Origin of the sequence: Campylobacter concisus (assembly GCF_002165775.1) — a bacterium.
GTDB classification, from domain to species: Bacteria; Campylobacterota; Campylobacteria; order Campylobacterales; family Campylobacteraceae; genus Campylobacter_A; species Campylobacter_A concisus_E.
Genome location: NZ_NDYP01000003.1, coordinates 50,211 through 65,249 on the forward strand (window position 1 = coordinate 50,211; position 15,039 = coordinate 65,249).

Genomic DNA, 15,039 nt, shown 5'->3' on the forward strand with positions numbered 1-15,039 from the left:
GCGTAAAAATATGTTTTATTTTTTACTCGGTATTTACTTTTTTTACGTCGCCGCAAAGGCTATTTTGGCGATTTTGCAGATAAATTTTATACGCGCGGAGGCTAAAAAGCCGGCCGTCGTGCTAGAGCAGGGCCAATACGAATCAGCCGCCGTAGCCGCGATAAGCAATCAAAAATTTGAGCTAATTAGCCTTCTCTATCACGCTGCGATATTTATGATGTGGGCGTGCTGGGGACTTGGCGCGATATCGGGGCATGCTTATAAAACGGGAGATATAGGCGATAACGTCTTTATGGTTATGGTATTTTTGCTCGTTTCGTCGCTGCTGGAGCTGCCGTTAAATATCTATGAAACCTTCGTCAAAGATAAAAAGCTCGGCTTTTCAAACGTAACGCCCAAAATTTTCGTACTCGATCTACTTAAAACGCTCGCGCTCACGCTGGTGTTTGGCACTCTGTTTGTGTGGCTGGTGCTTCTTTGCATTAGATTTTTGGGCGATTTTTGGTGGTTTTGGGCGTTTTTGATGAGCTTCGCGGTCGCGCTCGTTATAAATCTCATTTACCCGACGCTTATCGCGCCTATCTTTAACAAAATGCAGCCGCTAGAGGACGGTGAGCTAAAAAGCCGTATAGAATGGCTTTTGGCGCAGTGCGGCTTTAAAAGTAGTGGCGTTTTTACGATAGACGCCAGCAAGCGCGACAACCGTCTAAACGCCTATTTTGGCGGCCTTGGCGCGACTAAACGCGTGGTGCTTTTCGACACGCTCGTTAAGAAACTAAGTTTAGAGGAGATAATCGCCGTTTTGGGGCATGAGCTTGGGCACTTTAAGCACAAAGATATCCTAAAAATGATCGCCCTAAGCGCGGTTATGCTTTTTGCGATGTTTTTTATATTCGGTAACATCCCTGACGAGGCGTATCAGGCGCTGGGGCTTCATAGCGGAGGCGGCGGAGTGATCGTGTTTTTGCTACTTTTTTCGCCGATTTTCGGATTTTTATTTTCGCCTATTAGCTCGTATTTTAGCCGCGCGAACGAATTTGGCGCCGATAAATTCGCTGGCGAAATCTCAAACAAGGCCGACATGATAAGCGCGCTAAAAAAGCTAGGCTCCGAGAACAAGGCCTTCCCGAAGGCTCATCCGCTCTACGCGTTTGTATATCACTCGCACCCAAGCCTTTTTGAGCGTATAAACGAGCTGGAAAATGAAAATTGAAGAAGCTCTTAAAGAGGCTAGTTTAAGGCTAAGCTCGCTTTGCCAAAATCCAAGCAGAGTGGCTAAAATCTTGATTATGAACTATCTTGATGTGAGCATTGAATGGATATTTTTAAATCAAAAAAATGAATTTGACGAGAGCGGCTATTTTGCTCTAGTTAAAAGGTATGAAAACTACGAGCCTCTTGAATATATAACTGGTAAAGCTAGCTTTTATGGGCTTGATTTTTACGTGGAAAGTGGAGTACTTATCCCAAGACCTGAAACAGAAATTTTAGTGGATAAAGTAATAGAAATTTCACGCGAATATAATGAACCAAAGATCGCAGAAATAGGCACAGGAAGTGGAATTATTAGTATCATGCTAGCTCTAAAAACAAAGGCAAATATTGTAGCGACAGACATCAACGAAAAAGCTTTGATGCTTGCTAAAAAAAATGCAGATAAATTTGATGTAGGTGGGAGGATCAAATTTTTAAACTGCTCTTATGTGGATGAAATTTTAGAAGATATTGATATTTTGGTTTCAAATCCGCCATATATTGCAAGAGGCTATAAACTTAGTGAATTTGTACTAAATGAGCCAGAAAGTGCGCTCTTTGGAGGTGAAGTAGGAGATGAAATCTTAAAAGATATTATTCTCATAGCCAAAGATCGTAATATCAAAAATGTTGCTTGTGAGATGGGGTACGATCAAAAAGCAAGTATGCAAAAATTCTTAGAGGCCAATGGTTTTGAGTATAGTTTTTACAAAGATTTAGCTGGCTTTGATAGAGGCTTTTGCGCGAAGTTAAAAATATAAAGGAGAGAGTTTGAGAGGAATTTATTTTTTGCTTTTGGCAGTACTTATAGGAGCTGAGCTAACGCTTGGTATTTTAGTGGCACCAGTCATATTTTTCCCGCAAAGCATCATAGGAGATGGCATACTTACGCATTTTATGAGCGGTCAAATGATGACAAAGATATTTTTGAAATTTAATTATATTTTGCTTTTTGTAAGCATATTTGTAATGATTGGTGAGCTATTTGATCTTAGAAAAAAGCTTATTTTTTCACTAAAATTTAGCATGTTAATGCTTGCTTTTTTAAATTTAGCCTTAGCTTTGAGCTTTGTATTTTTCTTTACGCCTTTTATAGTTTACGCTCAAAATTTGGGGGTCGATGCGACACAGACGGCTGAATTTGCCAAAATGCATAGTGCGAGTGAATATGTGATGAAAATCATGCTTGTTTTGCAAATCATTTTATTTTTTGTGAAATTTAAGATTAGTCAAAATGAACGCAAAGCCTGATATTCAAGTCTTAACAAATTTTCTAGCCGAATACACGAGTGCGATGGTGAGCGCGGGCACCTACACTGCGCGCGTAGAAAAGTGCGTAGACCGCATAGCTAAACACTACGGCTACGACATTAGCGTGACGATTTTTGTGAAGTATTTTACGATTAGCGTCATGGACTCGGCCGACAACTCCCTGCGCCGAACTTACGTGAAAAAGATCCCGTTTGGTCATGTGAGTTTTAACCGCATTTCCGAGCTTTCGTCGCTTAGTTGGCGGATCTTGGATGAAAATTTGAGCTTAGAGGAGGCCAAAGAGCAGTTTGAGGGCGTCATGCGCATTGGTGCGCATAAATTTATAAGCTCGCTTATTTTAATAAGTCTTGCAAATGCGGCGTTTTGCAGGCTTTTTGGCGGCGATATTGGCTCGGTAGCTTGCGTATTTTTTGCGACGCTCGTGGGATATAGCCTTAGATTTGCGCTTGCTAAAATGGGCATAAATTTAAAAATCCAGTACGTCCTAGTCTCGTTTGTCGTCTCTTTTATCGCCTATCTTGGTGTGTTTTACGGCTTTACGCACACTAGCGACGTCGCGATCGGCTCGTCGATACTCTTTTTGATGCCGGGCGTTTTTCTCATAAACTCGGTCTTTGATATCCTAAACGACAACACGCTTGTAGGCATCAGCAGGGCCGTGAGCACGGGCATCTTGATACTTTGCATAGCAGTGGGCGTCTATATCACGCTCTCGCTTAGCAATGCGGAGATTTTACATGTTTGAGCTTTTGACCGCGACTCTTATAGACGGCTCTTTTGCGGCGGTGGCGGGGCTTGGCTTTGCCTACGCTAGCTCTCCGCCAAAAAGGACTCTCGCCTTTTGCGCGCTGCTTGCGGCGTTTGCGCACGCTAGCCGCTTTTGGATCATGCAGATGGGATTTTTTAACATTAGCGTCGCCACCCTCATCGTCTCTTTTTTAAGCGGAATTTTAGGTATGCTCTTTGCCAAACGGCTCAAAGTGCCGGCTGAAATCATCGCGTTTCCCGCGCTTTTGCCTATGGTGCCGGGAGTCTACGCGTACAAGGGCATTTTGGCGCTATTTTCGTTTCTAAACGAGCCTGATATCGCTAAGAAAAACGAATATCTAATTATATTTTTCGATAACGCGATCACAACCACGACGGTCTCGCTAGCTCTAGGCGTCGGCGTTTCGGTGGTGCTTATTTTATTTTACGATCAGTCCTTGATGATTACCCGCGGCGCCAAGTGCGATCTGGCGACGAGAAAGATGCGCGAGTGAATTTGCCTTTTGCTATAGAAATAGAAATTTTGTATGGCTTTTTGATAGTTTTTATTATTTTTACTAGATATTTTTTCAATTTTGCCGATCTAGCTTAAAACAAAATTTCAAAAGGATTTATGATGTTAAGCGGTATCGGTGGATTTTCGAGTGTCGCTAAAAATTTTCAACTAAATGAAAAACATAGCATAAAGAGTCAAATCATATATAAAAATGAAATCTCGCAGCCGGATACGGTCGAGCACAAATTTAACGAAGTTTTAGGTTATAAAGTAGGTGCGGACGGATATTTTACGTCCGAATTTAACGAAGCCGCAGGTATCCCAAAGGACTACAAAATCCACTCAGATACCTTAAAATCGCTCGTAAACGTAAATACTAATTCAGGAATTTTAAAAGCCGATTTTAAAAACATAGATATAGCCAAAACAGTCGGCAATGCATATAAAATTTTATCCCAAGTAGTAGGCGAGGACGTTTTAAATTCCAAAGAAAGTTTTAACAAAGAAGACCTCGCCAAATTTCCTCAAGGATACGAATACGACAATAAAACGCTCAAGGTATTAAAGCTTCATAGCAAAATATCAGACTATATGGGAGCCGATAGTAGCTTTCAAAGAAATGAACGGACTAGCATAACGACTACTTTTTATAATAGCTCCACGATCGGTTACTACTCAGAGCATAAGAGCTTAAAACCATCTACCGATATATTAAACAGCAACAGCGGCGGCAAAGAAGATATAAACAGCGGGATGTATTTTGATACTACAAAAGACAAATATACGGGTAAAGACGGCAATATAACCAAAGGCGGGCTTTTGATCGGTATTTTAAATAAAAATAGTCACGCCATAGAAGGTGAAACCACCTATCACGGCAAGATTAACGGGCTGGATAAAAACATATCCTCACAAGAGTACCAAGCAAAAATTAGAGCCTTTACCGACTTGCATGGACATAAATACGATAAATACTCGCAATCTTTAGTGGATTCATTGCCTCAAGATTTAAAAGATTTCGTAGATTTTGCAAGGAGTTTAAAATTTGTCGGCGAGATAAATATCAGCGACGACGGCAAAGAATCAAAAAGCCTCTTTGAAATAATGCAAGAGGATATGAAAGAGGCGCAAAAACGCCTAGAAAAGCTAATCGAGCAAGAAAAGCGAACACAAAAGATGCTGGATAAAAACAGAAAATACGACAAAGAGCTAGAGCAAAATACTAGAAAAAATTTAGAAGAACTTGAGGCGATGATGAAATTTAACGCTAAGAGCGTGGATATAAAGGCTTGAAAGGATTAATATGATAAACGGCGTAAACGGATTTGGCGCAAACGTAAATTATGATTTTAGCGGCACTCGCGGGCAAAATTTAAAGACGCATGAGGAAAAAGAGACGGATATAATGGGTCTTTTAAGAAAAATCGGTAAAATGGGGCTTGATCTAAAAGCATAAGGAGCTACCGTGAAAATACGAATCTACTACGAAGATACCGATGCTGGCGGCATAGTCTATCACGCAAACTACATAAAATTTTGCGAGCGAGCTAGAAGTGAAGCATTTTTTCAGGCTGGGCTAAATTTTACAAAAGAGGGCGGATATTTTGTAGTTTCGTCGCTGGAGGCTAAATTTATAGCTTCTGCTGTGCTTGGCGATGAAGTATTTGTTAGAACCAAAATCTTAGAGCTTAAAAAAGCTAGTCTTGTTTTGGAGCAAGAAATTTATAAATTTGATGACAAAAATGCCGAAAAGCTACTTTTTAGAGCAACAATTACGTTAGCCTTTATGAAAGAAGAGAAGCTTGCTAAGATAAATGACGAGATAAAGAAATTTTTGGAGAATTCTAAATTTTAAATCGTGACTAAGTTTAGAAATTTAACTTTAGCCACTTTGTGCTTTTACATTGAGCTGTTTTGATCGAGCAAAATTTCTTGATTTGCTTCGTCAAAGTGGTCGCCTTTTGCGTTATAAATTTTAACTCCATATAAAACTTGAGAGTTTTCAACTCTTTCGGTAAAAATTCTATCAGCACTTTTATCTATAAAATTTGTATATATATACTCGGCACCAAAAGCACTTGAATAGCCGATTTGCGAATATCTAAAATCTACATCAAAAAGATCACCAAGCCCCAAAAATAAGTCGTTAACAGGATTTAGTGAGTTTGCGATGAAAAGGTTTTGTCTATCTCTTTGTGCGATGGCATTAAAGATATTTGGTAAAAAATTTATCTGTGTGCTTAAAAGTGCGTATGGTTTTATCTCAAAGCCTCTCATCTGCGTTGCTACAAGAGAAGCTTTGACGATTGGGATGTTTAAAAATATACTTGCATTATCAAACTTGGATTTTTTACTTAAAGTGTCGTTTAAATTTATATCTTTGCCTACGATAGAGGCTTCATGATAATCGCTACTTTGCATGCGGACATATTCATTTAGCTTTTGCCCTAATGAACTACCATCATCAAATGCAACTATTTTTTCGTTCGAGTAAGCTAACAAAGCTGAAATTTGCTCTTTATAATCAATGCCACCAAAGATCAAATTTGGCTTTGGATTTATGATAAAAGAGCTATGAACACTTGGAATGTAGATAAGCTCATTTGATAGAACTAGTGAATTTATAATGTTTGCACCATTTGATGTAAGGGCTGCGATAAAATAATTAAAGCCTTGGGCTCTAGCCGTTTGCATAGCATTTGTAAGACTTTGTGGGCTTTCATCGTTGCTATTTATAAATTTGATTTCAATATCTGCGTCTTGCTTTAAGACATAGCTCAAGACCGCATTTGATACAACATTTGCATAAGATTTTATAATCTTTTGTGGAATGATTACAGCGATTTTGCCGCTTTTATTAACTTTTAAAATAGCTTCACCACCAAGAGAGATATAAAGCTCTAAAAGAGCGTTATCGTCTATTTTTGTTGGCTCAAATCTCGCCATAAAACTAGCCAGTAAATCAGCCTTGATAAGCTCATTTAAGCAGGCATTATCACAGAATTCTGGTTCTAAATTTATATAAGTAATCTTTGCTGGAGGTATACTTGATAGACTTTGGTTTTTTGTAACATTACTCTCAAAATTTATCTCATCTTGTGATGCAAAAATAGTCGAAAAAATGGCTAAAAAAAGTAAAATTTTTCTCATATCACTCCTTTGATCTTTCTTAAATCATCTATAAAAATATTTTCAAAACTAGGATTTTTGCTGATCCACTCTGGCGAAAACGTTGGTAAAATAAGGCTATTTTCATTTTTTAAAATACTACCTCTTATGCTTGCAAATCCGCCTTTTAACAATAAATTTGGGTATAAATGCATAAAAGCTTTTTCCCCTAAAGTCACGATTATCTTTGGCTTTATCAGCCTAATCTCTTCAAACAAATAAGGACGACAAAGTTCAATAGAACGGCTTAAAATCGGACTTTTATCATCATTTTGTGAAATTTCACACCGAAGTAGAGAACTTATATAAATTTCTTTTATATCTAAATTTAAACTATTTTTTATAGCATTTTCTAAAAATTTTTTACTGTTATTTTCATAAGAATCATTTTTTTTAGAAAATAATATAAACATGATTTTGCTATTTTCATTGCCGATGCCGGCTGTTACGCCTTTTGAACTATTTCGCAAAGAACAAAGAGAACATTTTTTTACTTCGCGATTTAGCTCATCAATATTGTTGTAATCATGATAATTGCTTAGACTAAGAAAATTTTTATCAATAAACTTATAGCCAATTAGTTTTAAGAAAAATAATTTTTTTAAAAGCCTATTGTCTTTATTAAAATTCATTTTTGGATTATAACTTGATTTGCTTAAAGTTTTAGTTGTGGCTTTTTAAGCTAAGTTATTCAAAGGAATTTAAGTATTGCTTTGATAAAATCCCACTTTTTATATTAACTTTAAGGATAGAAATGAAAAGGACTTATCAACCTCATAAAACCCCTAAAAAACGCACTCATGGCTTTCGCTTAAGAATGAAAACTAAAAATGGCCGAAAGGTAATAAACGCTAGACGTGCCAAAGGTAGAAAAAGATTGGCTGCTTAGCTGGTTTTGAGTCGTTAAGCGGCTCAAAAGAATTCTCTCAAGTTTATAAAGAGGCTAGCAAGTGGCATTGTGATGCTTGCATTGTTTTTTATAAACCAACAAATGAAAAAAAAATAGCAGTAGTTGCTAGTAAAAAAGTAGGAAAAGCGGTAGTTAGAAATAGAGCTAAAAGACTTTTGAGAGCCGCTTTTTTTAACATTTCTAGTGAATTAAAAGATGGCACATATATTATGATCGCAAAAAATGGAATTACAGAAATTTCATTTGAAAAAATTTGTAAAAATTTAAGTTGGTCTACAAAAAAAATGGGATGTTTAAAATGAAAAAAATTGCGATTAAAACTATCGCTTTTTATCAAAAATATATTTCCATACTTCTACCAAAAAGCTGTCGTTATTATCCGACTTGCTCACAATACGCGATTTGGGAATTTCAAACAAATAGTTTTTTTTCTGCTTTTTTTGCAACCTTCATGCGAATTTTAAAATGTAATCAGCTTTTTAAAGGCGGTATCAACTACCCAATCATCTACAAAAAATTTAACTTATGTTTTATATCTCAAAAAAGTGATACCAGAAATGTAAATTTTTGGTTTGTCCCTTGTCAGAATAGTAAATTTTATGTCGTAAAAGTATTAGATAAATTAAAGGAAAAAAATTAAAATGGAACAGATGTCTATGCAAAAAAGGTTGCTTCTTGCAGCGCTTTTATCTATTGTTTTTTTTATAGTGTATGATTTTTTTATGCCAAAAAGAGTGATACCTGAGCAAAACCAAACTACAATGTCTCAAACAATAGATCAAAATAAAGCTCCAAATATAAATCAAAATACACCAAAATCAAATGAAAATTTGGCTTCAAATGAGATAATTGCTACGATCAAAGGCCAAAGCTACGAAGCGAAGATAGATAAACTAGGAAGAATTTCAAAATTCTATCTAACTGAAGATAAGTATAAAACAGAAGATGGCAACAAAATCGAGCTTGTTTCACAAAATCCATTGCCACTTGAGCTTAGATTTAACGATAATACGCTAAATGCCGATGCTTTTAAGGTTGCATATAGCAGTGACGCTAGAGAGATAGATTCCAGCAGCGAGCCTAAAACTATAAAACTTACTCAAAGCTTAGACGGCGTTATAGTCACAAAAAATATCAAATTTTATCCAAATGGTCGTTATGAGGTTGAAGTAAATTTAAGTAAAAGCGTTGATTATTTTATCACTCCTGGCTTTAGGCCAAACATCGCAGTAGATAGCTACACAGTTCATGGCGTGATGCTTAGAAATACAGATGATAGCCTAAACATCATAGAAGATGGTGACGCCAAAGAGGTTAAAAACTATGCAAATACTACAATAGCAGCCGCATCTGATAGATACTATACAACGCTATTTTACTCATTTGAAAAGCCATTTGAAGTAGCCGTAGATAAAGATTCTAACAACAATCCTATTCTTTTTGTAAAGGCAAATGATAATTTAAAATTAGGTGCATATATCGGACCAAAAGAGCATAAAATTTTAAGTTCGATGGATGAGAGACTAAACGACGTTATTGAGTATGGTTGGTTTACATTTATAGCAAAACCGATGTTTGCATTTTTAAATTTCTTGCATAACTACATTGGCAACTGGGGCTGGGCAATAGTTGTGCTAACGCTTGTTATAAGGATAGTTTTATTCCCGCTTACATATAAGGGTATGCTGTCTATGAATAAGCTTAAAGAGCTTGCTCCAAAGGTAAAAGAGCTTCAGGCAAAATATAAAGATGATAAGCAAAAAATGCAAGTTCATATGATGGAGCTTTATAAAAAGCATGGTGCAAATCCTATGGGTGGCTGCTTGCCGATCTTGCTTCAAATTCCAGTATTTTTTGCGATCTACCGTGTCTTACTAAATGCGATCGAGCTAAAAGGTGCTCCTTGGGTACTTTGGATACACGATCTTTCAGTAATGGATCCATATTTTGTGTTACCTATCTTGATGGGGCTAACGATGTTTTTACAGCAAAAGCTTACACCAACGACATTTACTGATCCTATGCAAGAAAAGGTGATGAAATTCTTACCTCTTATATTTACATTTTTCTTCGTGACATTCCCAGCTGGTCTTACACTTTACTGGTTTGTAAATAACGTTTGCTCAGTTGTTCAGCAAGTATTTGTAAATAAACTTTTTGAAAAACATAAAAAAGCTACGGAGGTAAAGGCTTAATGAAAATAGAAGCAAATACCCTTCAAGAGGCGTTTCAAAAGGCAGCTGAGCAGCTTAACTGCTCAGTAACTCAGCTTGATATAAAAGTTTTACAGCATCCAAGCAGTGGTTTTTTTGGATTTTTTAAAAGAAGTGCGATCATCGAAGCAAATTTAGAAAATCAGTCAAAACCACAACACAAGTCAAAAAATGATAAAAATTTTGTTAAAAAAAATGATGAGAACGAGGCCGTAAAAGAAGATAAAAAGCAAGCTAAAAAACACGATCATAGTGATAAAAAGCGAGGCCCTAAAAAACATAGAGATGAAAAATGTGAAACTAAATTTGAGCAAAAAGAGCATAAAAATGAAAAGTCAAATTTAAGTGAAAAAAATGAAGCTCTAGCTAAAGATGCGTTTGCTCAAAAGAGTGAAGAAGAAGCTGAACCGAGATATGTGATAAAGAGACTTGACGAGCCAAAAGAAATAAAGGAGCCACAAGCTAGCAAAAATGCTCCTAAAAATATTTTAGATAATTCTATTATTGAAAATTTTAACCAAACTGATGAAGAGAGTGCAACTCAAGCTTTACAAAAAGAAAAAAAAGAAAAAGCAGCAATCGACTTTGATAAAATTTTACCTGAGATCAAAGATGGCATGAACCGTCTTTTTAAGGCAAGTTGTTTTGATATTAGTAAAATTGAAGTTAGCAAATTTGACGATGAAACGGTGCTTATAGAGCTTGACGGAGCTGATGCAGCGCTACTTATCGGCAAAGAGGGCTATAGATATAAAGCGATCTCTTACATGCTTTATAACTGGCTAAATTCAAAATACAACCTCGCTATCCGCCTAGAGATCGCGCAATTTTTGCAAAATCAAGAAGCGATGATGGATCAATATCTAAATGGCGTGATCGAGCGTGTGCAAAATAGCGGTAGAGCTCAAACTAAGCCACTTGATGGGGTTTTGGTTAAGATCGCGCTTGAAAAGCTTCGCGAGAAATTCCCAGATAAATATGTCGGCATAAAAAGTGGCAATGACGGCAAATTTGTCGTCGTAAATGACTTTTTTAAAAAATGAGTGAAACTATCGTAGCCCTTGCCACAGCTTATGGCATCGGCTCAGTTTCTATTGTAAGGCTTAGTGGCAAGGACGCTCTAAGTATTGCCTTGAGACTTCTTAAACTACAAAAATTAGAACCAAGATACGCAAAATTAGCAAAAATTTATTCACTTGATAATGAAATTTTAGACGAAAGTATTGTTATTTATTTTAAGGCTCCAGCAAGTTTTACGGGTGAAGATATAGTCGAGTTTCAAACACACGGCGGTATCGTAGTTAGTGAAAGAATTTTAAACGAACTAATTAAAGCAGGTGCAAGACTTGCCGCCCCAGGAGAGTTTAGCAAACGCGCCTTTTTAAATGGCAAAATGGATCTTTCTCGTATCGAAGCAATGCAAGGTTTAATTACTTCAAAAAGTGAGATCGCTGCTAAAATTTTGACCCGTCAAATGCAAGGTGATCTTAGTAAATTTGTAGGAGAGATAAGGGGCGAAGTGGTCAAAACTCTTGCTTTTGTTGAGACGATGATCGATTATGCTGATGATGATCTGCCCACAAATTTGCTAGATCAAACCAAAGATATGCTTTTAAAAAATAGCGAAAAGTTAGAGCATATAGCCACTCTTAGTGAGCAAAGAAGAGGACTAATAGATGGCTTTAAGATCGCTATCGTTGGTAAGCCAAATGTTGGCAAAAGCTCCATTTTAAACTCGTTTTTGGCATACGAGAGAGCGATCGTTAGCGACGAGGCTGGCACGACCAGAGATAGGATAGAAGAAAATTTCAAGATCGGCTCGCATCTAGTTCGTATAATAGACACCGCAGGCATCAGAAAAGATGCTGGAAGGATCGAGCAAATTGGCATAAACTACTCGATTTCTGCCATAAATGAAGCTGACATCATCCTAGCTATCTTTGATGGCTCAAATATAAGCGACGAGCAAGACAAAGAGATAATTAGACTCGTTTCTAACTCAAGTAAAAAAGCCTTTTTTATCCTAAACAAAAGTGATCTGGCGTTTAAATTTGACATAGAGCTAGAGAGCGCTATCAAAATTTCAGCAAAAACCGATACGAGTGTAGTTTTAAAAGAGCTTGAGGGTTACCTCAAGACGCAAGACACCGACGAGATCATGCTAAGCTCAAACCGCCAAATTTTAAGCTGCAAAGAGGCGAGTGAAGCTTTAAAAAGAGCGTTAAATTTGCTTGTCGAGTCTGAGCTTGAGCTTTTTGCTTATGAGCTAAATGTGGCGATAGAGCAAATCTCGTCGATCACAAAGCCGTTTGAGAGAAGCGAAATTTTAGACGAAATGTTTAGCAACTTTTGCCTCGGCAAATAACGAAATTTACTCTATAAAAAAGGAAAAAATAGTGAAAAAAATCTTATCTATAGCCGCTCTAGCTGCGTTGCTGGGCGGTTGCATGCCTTCACAGGATCATATAGCGGCTAACGTAGTATCGCCTGCGCCGGACTGGATCAAATATCTAGAAAATGACGGCAGCGTCGGCAATATAGCATTTTTCTCGGAAAATTTGGGCGCAACTTATGCGCAAAAAAACGGCGATATCATCGGTATGGCGCTCATAAAAAAAGATGGTCAAAACTTGAAGCTTGGCGATATGTACGCGCAAAACGGAACTTCTTTTATAGTTTTGGAGCTTAACGATAAAGAGCAATTCGGTTACCAGTACATAAATATGCGCGATAAAAACGAGCTTACGACTCTAAGAGGGGCTAGAAAGGTCAAATTTTATCAGTTTGGCGGCGGCATATTAGAGAGCGTGGTTTTTAGCTCGGACTCGGGTGCGGTGTGCGAGAGTTTTGCGGCGGGTAAGGCGGTAAAAGCTCGTGCGGTGACTAATTATTACGATAAAGAAAGCGCCGACAATAGCGAGTTTTTCGCGACTTTGATGGATATCGGAGTGAAAAAGGGCAAAAGCGCCGAGATCAAAAATCTAGACTTTAAATTTTTCGTTAGCGACGGTAAGCTGGCCAGCACTCAGACGCGGGCTCGATCTGTGGAATTTAGGAGTAAAGTCATAGACGCCGACGCTAAAAAACAGGAGCGAATCCTATCAAACATCGTTTGCGCCGCTCCTAAAAACTGATCTTTTTTATCAAATTTAAACGCGAGCGCGAGATGAAAAAATTATTTCTAGCAGCCGTCGCAGCCTTGGCATTTAGCGGTTGCGCGAGCATTACTAGCAGCGCAAACAAAGCCGAGCGCGACGTCTCAAATATCGACGTTCCGGAGGATGGCTGGACGAGATATCTGGGTACTGATGGTACCGTTAGGGAGGTCGCCTTTTTGACGGCGTTTTTCTCGCGCGATTTTCGTACTCAGCCTGAAGACGGCGAGACTACAGGCTTTGCTCTTACTAAAAAAGAGGGCAGCAGGCTGCCTTTTAGGCTCGGGGCCGTCCATAAAAGCGGAGATAGAGCGTTTATGCTAAAAGATGCCGATACCGAGGCGGAGTTTGATCTAAAGGACGAAGCGAGCGTGACCGAGCTTTGGGACGCTCGGCGGATCAAATTTTATGAATTTAGCTCAAATTTGACGACGGTAGCGGTTTTTGAGGCGCCGATTTCGGTTTGCGAGGCATTTAAAAAAGGCGGCGACGTTAGCGTGAAATCCGTATCTAGCTACTATGATACGCAAAATTTAGAAAAACGGTATTTTACGGCCGTTATAACGCAGGCAAAAATTTCGTCCAAAGGCGGCGCGCTACTTTTAAAATCTCATATAGAAAATTTTACAAATCCAGACAGTCCGCGAGAAGTAGCCGAAAAAACGCCTAAATTTGAGGAAAAAATCCAAAACGAGTTGCGCGGGTATGAGCCGAGGCTTAATCAAATTTGCTCTTTGAGCGAGAAGTAAGGAGGATAAAAATGAAAAATACGATGATTTTTAAGACGGCGGCAGCGGCTGCTATGGCATTAGCGTTTAGCGGTTGCGCGGCCATTACAGGCGAGATGGGCGGCGAGAGAGCGTGGCGTACATATATGGAAAACGACGCTAGCATACAGCAGATCGGATTTATAACCGAGACTACGGTCTACGAGATGAGCGGCGGCAAAAAAGAGGAAAAATTCGGCGACTACATGGGTAGGGCCGAGGTGAAATCGCCGGGCGAGAGCGACTTGGCGAGCCAAAATCTAGGCTGGGTTTATGCAAGCGGCGACGGCGTAAAAACTCTGATAGTGATTGATCTGGATAGTGGTAAAAATGTAGATTTGAGTGATAAAGACGAGATAAAAAAGCTACAAAACTCAAAGAAATTTAAGTTTTACGAATTTGGCGGCGGGATCCTTGAGAGCGTGGTTTATAGTGCGCAAAAATCTCCCGTTTGCAAGGCGTTTTTTAGCGGCGAACCTATAAGCGCTAGAAGCGTGACAAACTACTACGTGGGCGCGTTTGACGAGTTTTTTGCCACTGTGATCGACGCGAAGATAGTCGGAAACAAAGGCTTTGAGATAAAAAATTTAGACTTTAAATTTCACCTGCCCGGCAGCAAGTTAGCCCAGACTAAAGAGCAGGCGACCTCTGCTAAATTTAGACAAGACGTCATCGAGCAAGACCTCAAAAAGCAAGGACGCATCCTGCTAAACATACTTTGCTACGATAGCATGCCGAGCAAGTAGGCATTTGCGGCGGGTAATCGCCTGCTGAATTTGACGGAGTATCGGACTTTCTTGCGTCAAATTTAGGGTTCTAGTATGCTTAAATTTTTATTTTCCACAGCTAGTTCAAATTTGGCATTTGTCTAAAATTTGAGCCGTTCACCAAGACCCGTACCGCAAAAATGCTAATTTTTCGGTTGAATTTATAGCCGAATCAATAACTACAAATATAACATTTTAGCTTGCTATATGAAGTTTAGACTCTTATTTTATTCGTCAAATTTGTTCTGTTTTCGCTCCTTTGGTTTATC

The 15,039-nt window shown here is 38.3% G+C and carries 19 protein-coding genes; 17 read left to right on the top strand and 2 right to left on the bottom strand.

Features of this window, described 5'->3' with window-relative positions; genetic code table 11:
- Positions 1-10: 10 nt before the first annotated feature.
- From B9N66_RS03545 to B9N66_RS03575, 8 genes are all read left to right on the top strand, one after another.
- Positions 11-1,213, top strand: coding sequence for a M48 family metallopeptidase (locus B9N66_RS03545; RefSeq protein ID WP_087579916.1), 1,203 nt, complete (start codon positions 11-13; stop codon positions 1,211-1,213).
- Positions 1,203-2,015, top strand: coding sequence for a peptide chain release factor N(5)-glutamine methyltransferase (gene prmC / locus B9N66_RS03550; protein WP_087579917.1), 813 nt, complete (start codon positions 1,203-1,205; stop codon positions 2,013-2,015). The genes B9N66_RS03545 and prmC overlap by 11 nt, the downstream gene beginning before the upstream one ends.
- 10 nt (positions 2,016-2,025) lie before the next feature.
- Positions 2,026-2,505: a DUF4149 domain-containing protein gene (locus B9N66_RS03555; protein WP_087579918.1), complete on the top strand. Its 480-nt coding sequence runs from the start codon at positions 2,026-2,028 to the stop codon at positions 2,503-2,505.
- A complete protein-coding gene (locus B9N66_RS03560; protein WP_087579919.1) occupies positions 2,489-3,271 on the top strand; it encodes a threonine/serine exporter family protein in 783 nt (260 codons plus the stop codon). Before B9N66_RS03555 ends, B9N66_RS03560 begins: the two co-directional genes overlap by 17 nt.
- Positions 3,264-3,788 (top strand): threonine/serine exporter family protein, encoded by a 525-nt coding sequence (locus B9N66_RS03565; protein WP_087579920.1) that lies wholly within the window; start codon positions 3,264-3,266, stop codon positions 3,786-3,788. The genes B9N66_RS03560 and B9N66_RS03565 overlap by 8 nt, the downstream gene beginning before the upstream one ends.
- Positions 3,789-3,910: 122 nt before the next feature.
- The gene (locus B9N66_RS03570; RefSeq protein ID WP_087579921.1) at positions 3,911-5,083 is read left to right on the top strand and encodes a Cj0814 family flagellar-dependent secreted protein; all 1,173 of its coding nucleotides are present in this window, start codon (positions 3,911-3,913) and stop codon (positions 5,081-5,083) included.
- Positions 5,084-5,093: 10 nt separating this feature from the next.
- Positions 5,094-5,246: a hypothetical protein gene (locus B9N66_RS09660; RefSeq protein ID WP_180382061.1), complete on the top strand. Its 153-nt coding sequence runs from the start codon at positions 5,094-5,096 to the stop codon at positions 5,244-5,246.
- Positions 5,247-5,255: 9 nt separating this feature from the next.
- Positions 5,256-5,645 (top strand): YbgC/FadM family acyl-CoA thioesterase, encoded by a 390-nt coding sequence (locus tag B9N66_RS03575; protein WP_087579922.1) that lies wholly within the window; start codon positions 5,256-5,258, stop codon positions 5,643-5,645.
- A 44-nt stretch (positions 5,646-5,689) separates the two neighbouring features.
- On the opposite strand, the gene B9N66_RS03580 is transcribed toward B9N66_RS03575, so the two are convergent.
- Entirely contained in the window at positions 5,690-6,940 is a 1,251-nt protein-coding gene (locus B9N66_RS03580; protein WP_087579923.1) for a hypothetical protein, read from the bottom strand.
- Positions 6,937-7,590 carry a uracil-DNA glycosylase family protein gene (locus B9N66_RS03585; RefSeq protein WP_087579924.1) on the bottom strand — a complete coding sequence of 218 codons (654 nt, stop codon included), beginning with the start codon at positions 7,588-7,590 and terminating at the stop codon, positions 6,937-6,939. The genes B9N66_RS03580 and B9N66_RS03585 overlap by 4 nt, the downstream gene beginning before the upstream one ends.
- Positions 7,591-7,712: 122 nt before the next feature.
- On the opposite strand from B9N66_RS03585, the gene rpmH reads away from it, so the two are divergent.
- The 9 genes from rpmH to B9N66_RS03630 are packed head-to-tail and all read left to right on the top strand — an operon-like array spanning position 7,713 to position 14,749.
- Positions 7,713-7,847 carry a 50S ribosomal protein L34 gene (gene rpmH, locus B9N66_RS03590; RefSeq protein ID WP_002940373.1) on the top strand — a complete coding sequence of 45 codons (135 nt, stop codon included), beginning with the start codon at positions 7,713-7,715 and terminating at the stop codon, positions 7,845-7,847.
- Entirely contained in the window at positions 7,835-8,170 is a 336-nt protein-coding gene (gene rnpA, locus B9N66_RS03595) for a ribonuclease P protein component (protein WP_072594909.1), read from the top strand. Before rpmH ends, rnpA begins: the two co-directional genes overlap by 13 nt.
- A complete protein-coding gene (yidD, locus tag B9N66_RS03600) occupies positions 8,167-8,508 on the top strand; it encodes a membrane protein insertion efficiency factor YidD (RefSeq protein WP_087579925.1) in 342 nt (113 codons plus the stop codon). Before rnpA ends, yidD begins: the two co-directional genes overlap by 4 nt.
- A gap of 1 nt (position 8,509) precedes the next feature.
- Positions 8,510-10,063, top strand: coding sequence for a membrane protein insertase YidC (yidC, locus tag B9N66_RS03605; RefSeq protein WP_087579926.1), 1,554 nt, complete (start codon positions 8,510-8,512; stop codon positions 10,061-10,063).
- The gene (locus tag B9N66_RS03610) at positions 10,063-11,124 is read left to right on the top strand and encodes a Jag N-terminal domain-containing protein (protein ID WP_087579927.1); all 1,062 of its coding nucleotides are present in this window, start codon (positions 10,063-10,065) and stop codon (positions 11,122-11,124) included. Before yidC ends, B9N66_RS03610 begins: the two co-directional genes overlap by 1 nt.
- Positions 11,121-12,446 carry a tRNA uridine-5-carboxymethylaminomethyl(34) synthesis GTPase MnmE gene (gene mnmE / locus B9N66_RS03615; protein ID WP_087579928.1) on the top strand — a complete coding sequence of 442 codons (1,326 nt, stop codon included), beginning with the start codon at positions 11,121-11,123 and terminating at the stop codon, positions 12,444-12,446. The genes B9N66_RS03610 and mnmE overlap by 4 nt, the downstream gene beginning before the upstream one ends.
- Before the next feature lie 31 nt (positions 12,447-12,477).
- A complete protein-coding gene (locus tag B9N66_RS03620) occupies positions 12,478-13,215 on the top strand; it encodes a hypothetical protein (RefSeq protein WP_257639764.1) in 738 nt (245 codons plus the stop codon).
- Positions 13,216-13,247: 32 nt separating this feature from the next.
- Positions 13,248-13,985 carry a hypothetical protein gene (locus tag B9N66_RS03625; RefSeq protein ID WP_087579929.1) on the top strand — a complete coding sequence of 246 codons (738 nt, stop codon included), beginning with the start codon at positions 13,248-13,250 and terminating at the stop codon, positions 13,983-13,985.
- An 11-nt stretch (positions 13,986-13,996) separates the two neighbouring features.
- On the top strand, positions 13,997-14,749 hold the full coding sequence (locus tag B9N66_RS03630; RefSeq protein ID WP_087579930.1) for a hypothetical protein: 753 nt from the start codon (positions 13,997-13,999) through the stop codon (positions 14,747-14,749).
- Positions 14,750-15,039 lie beyond the last annotated feature (290 nt).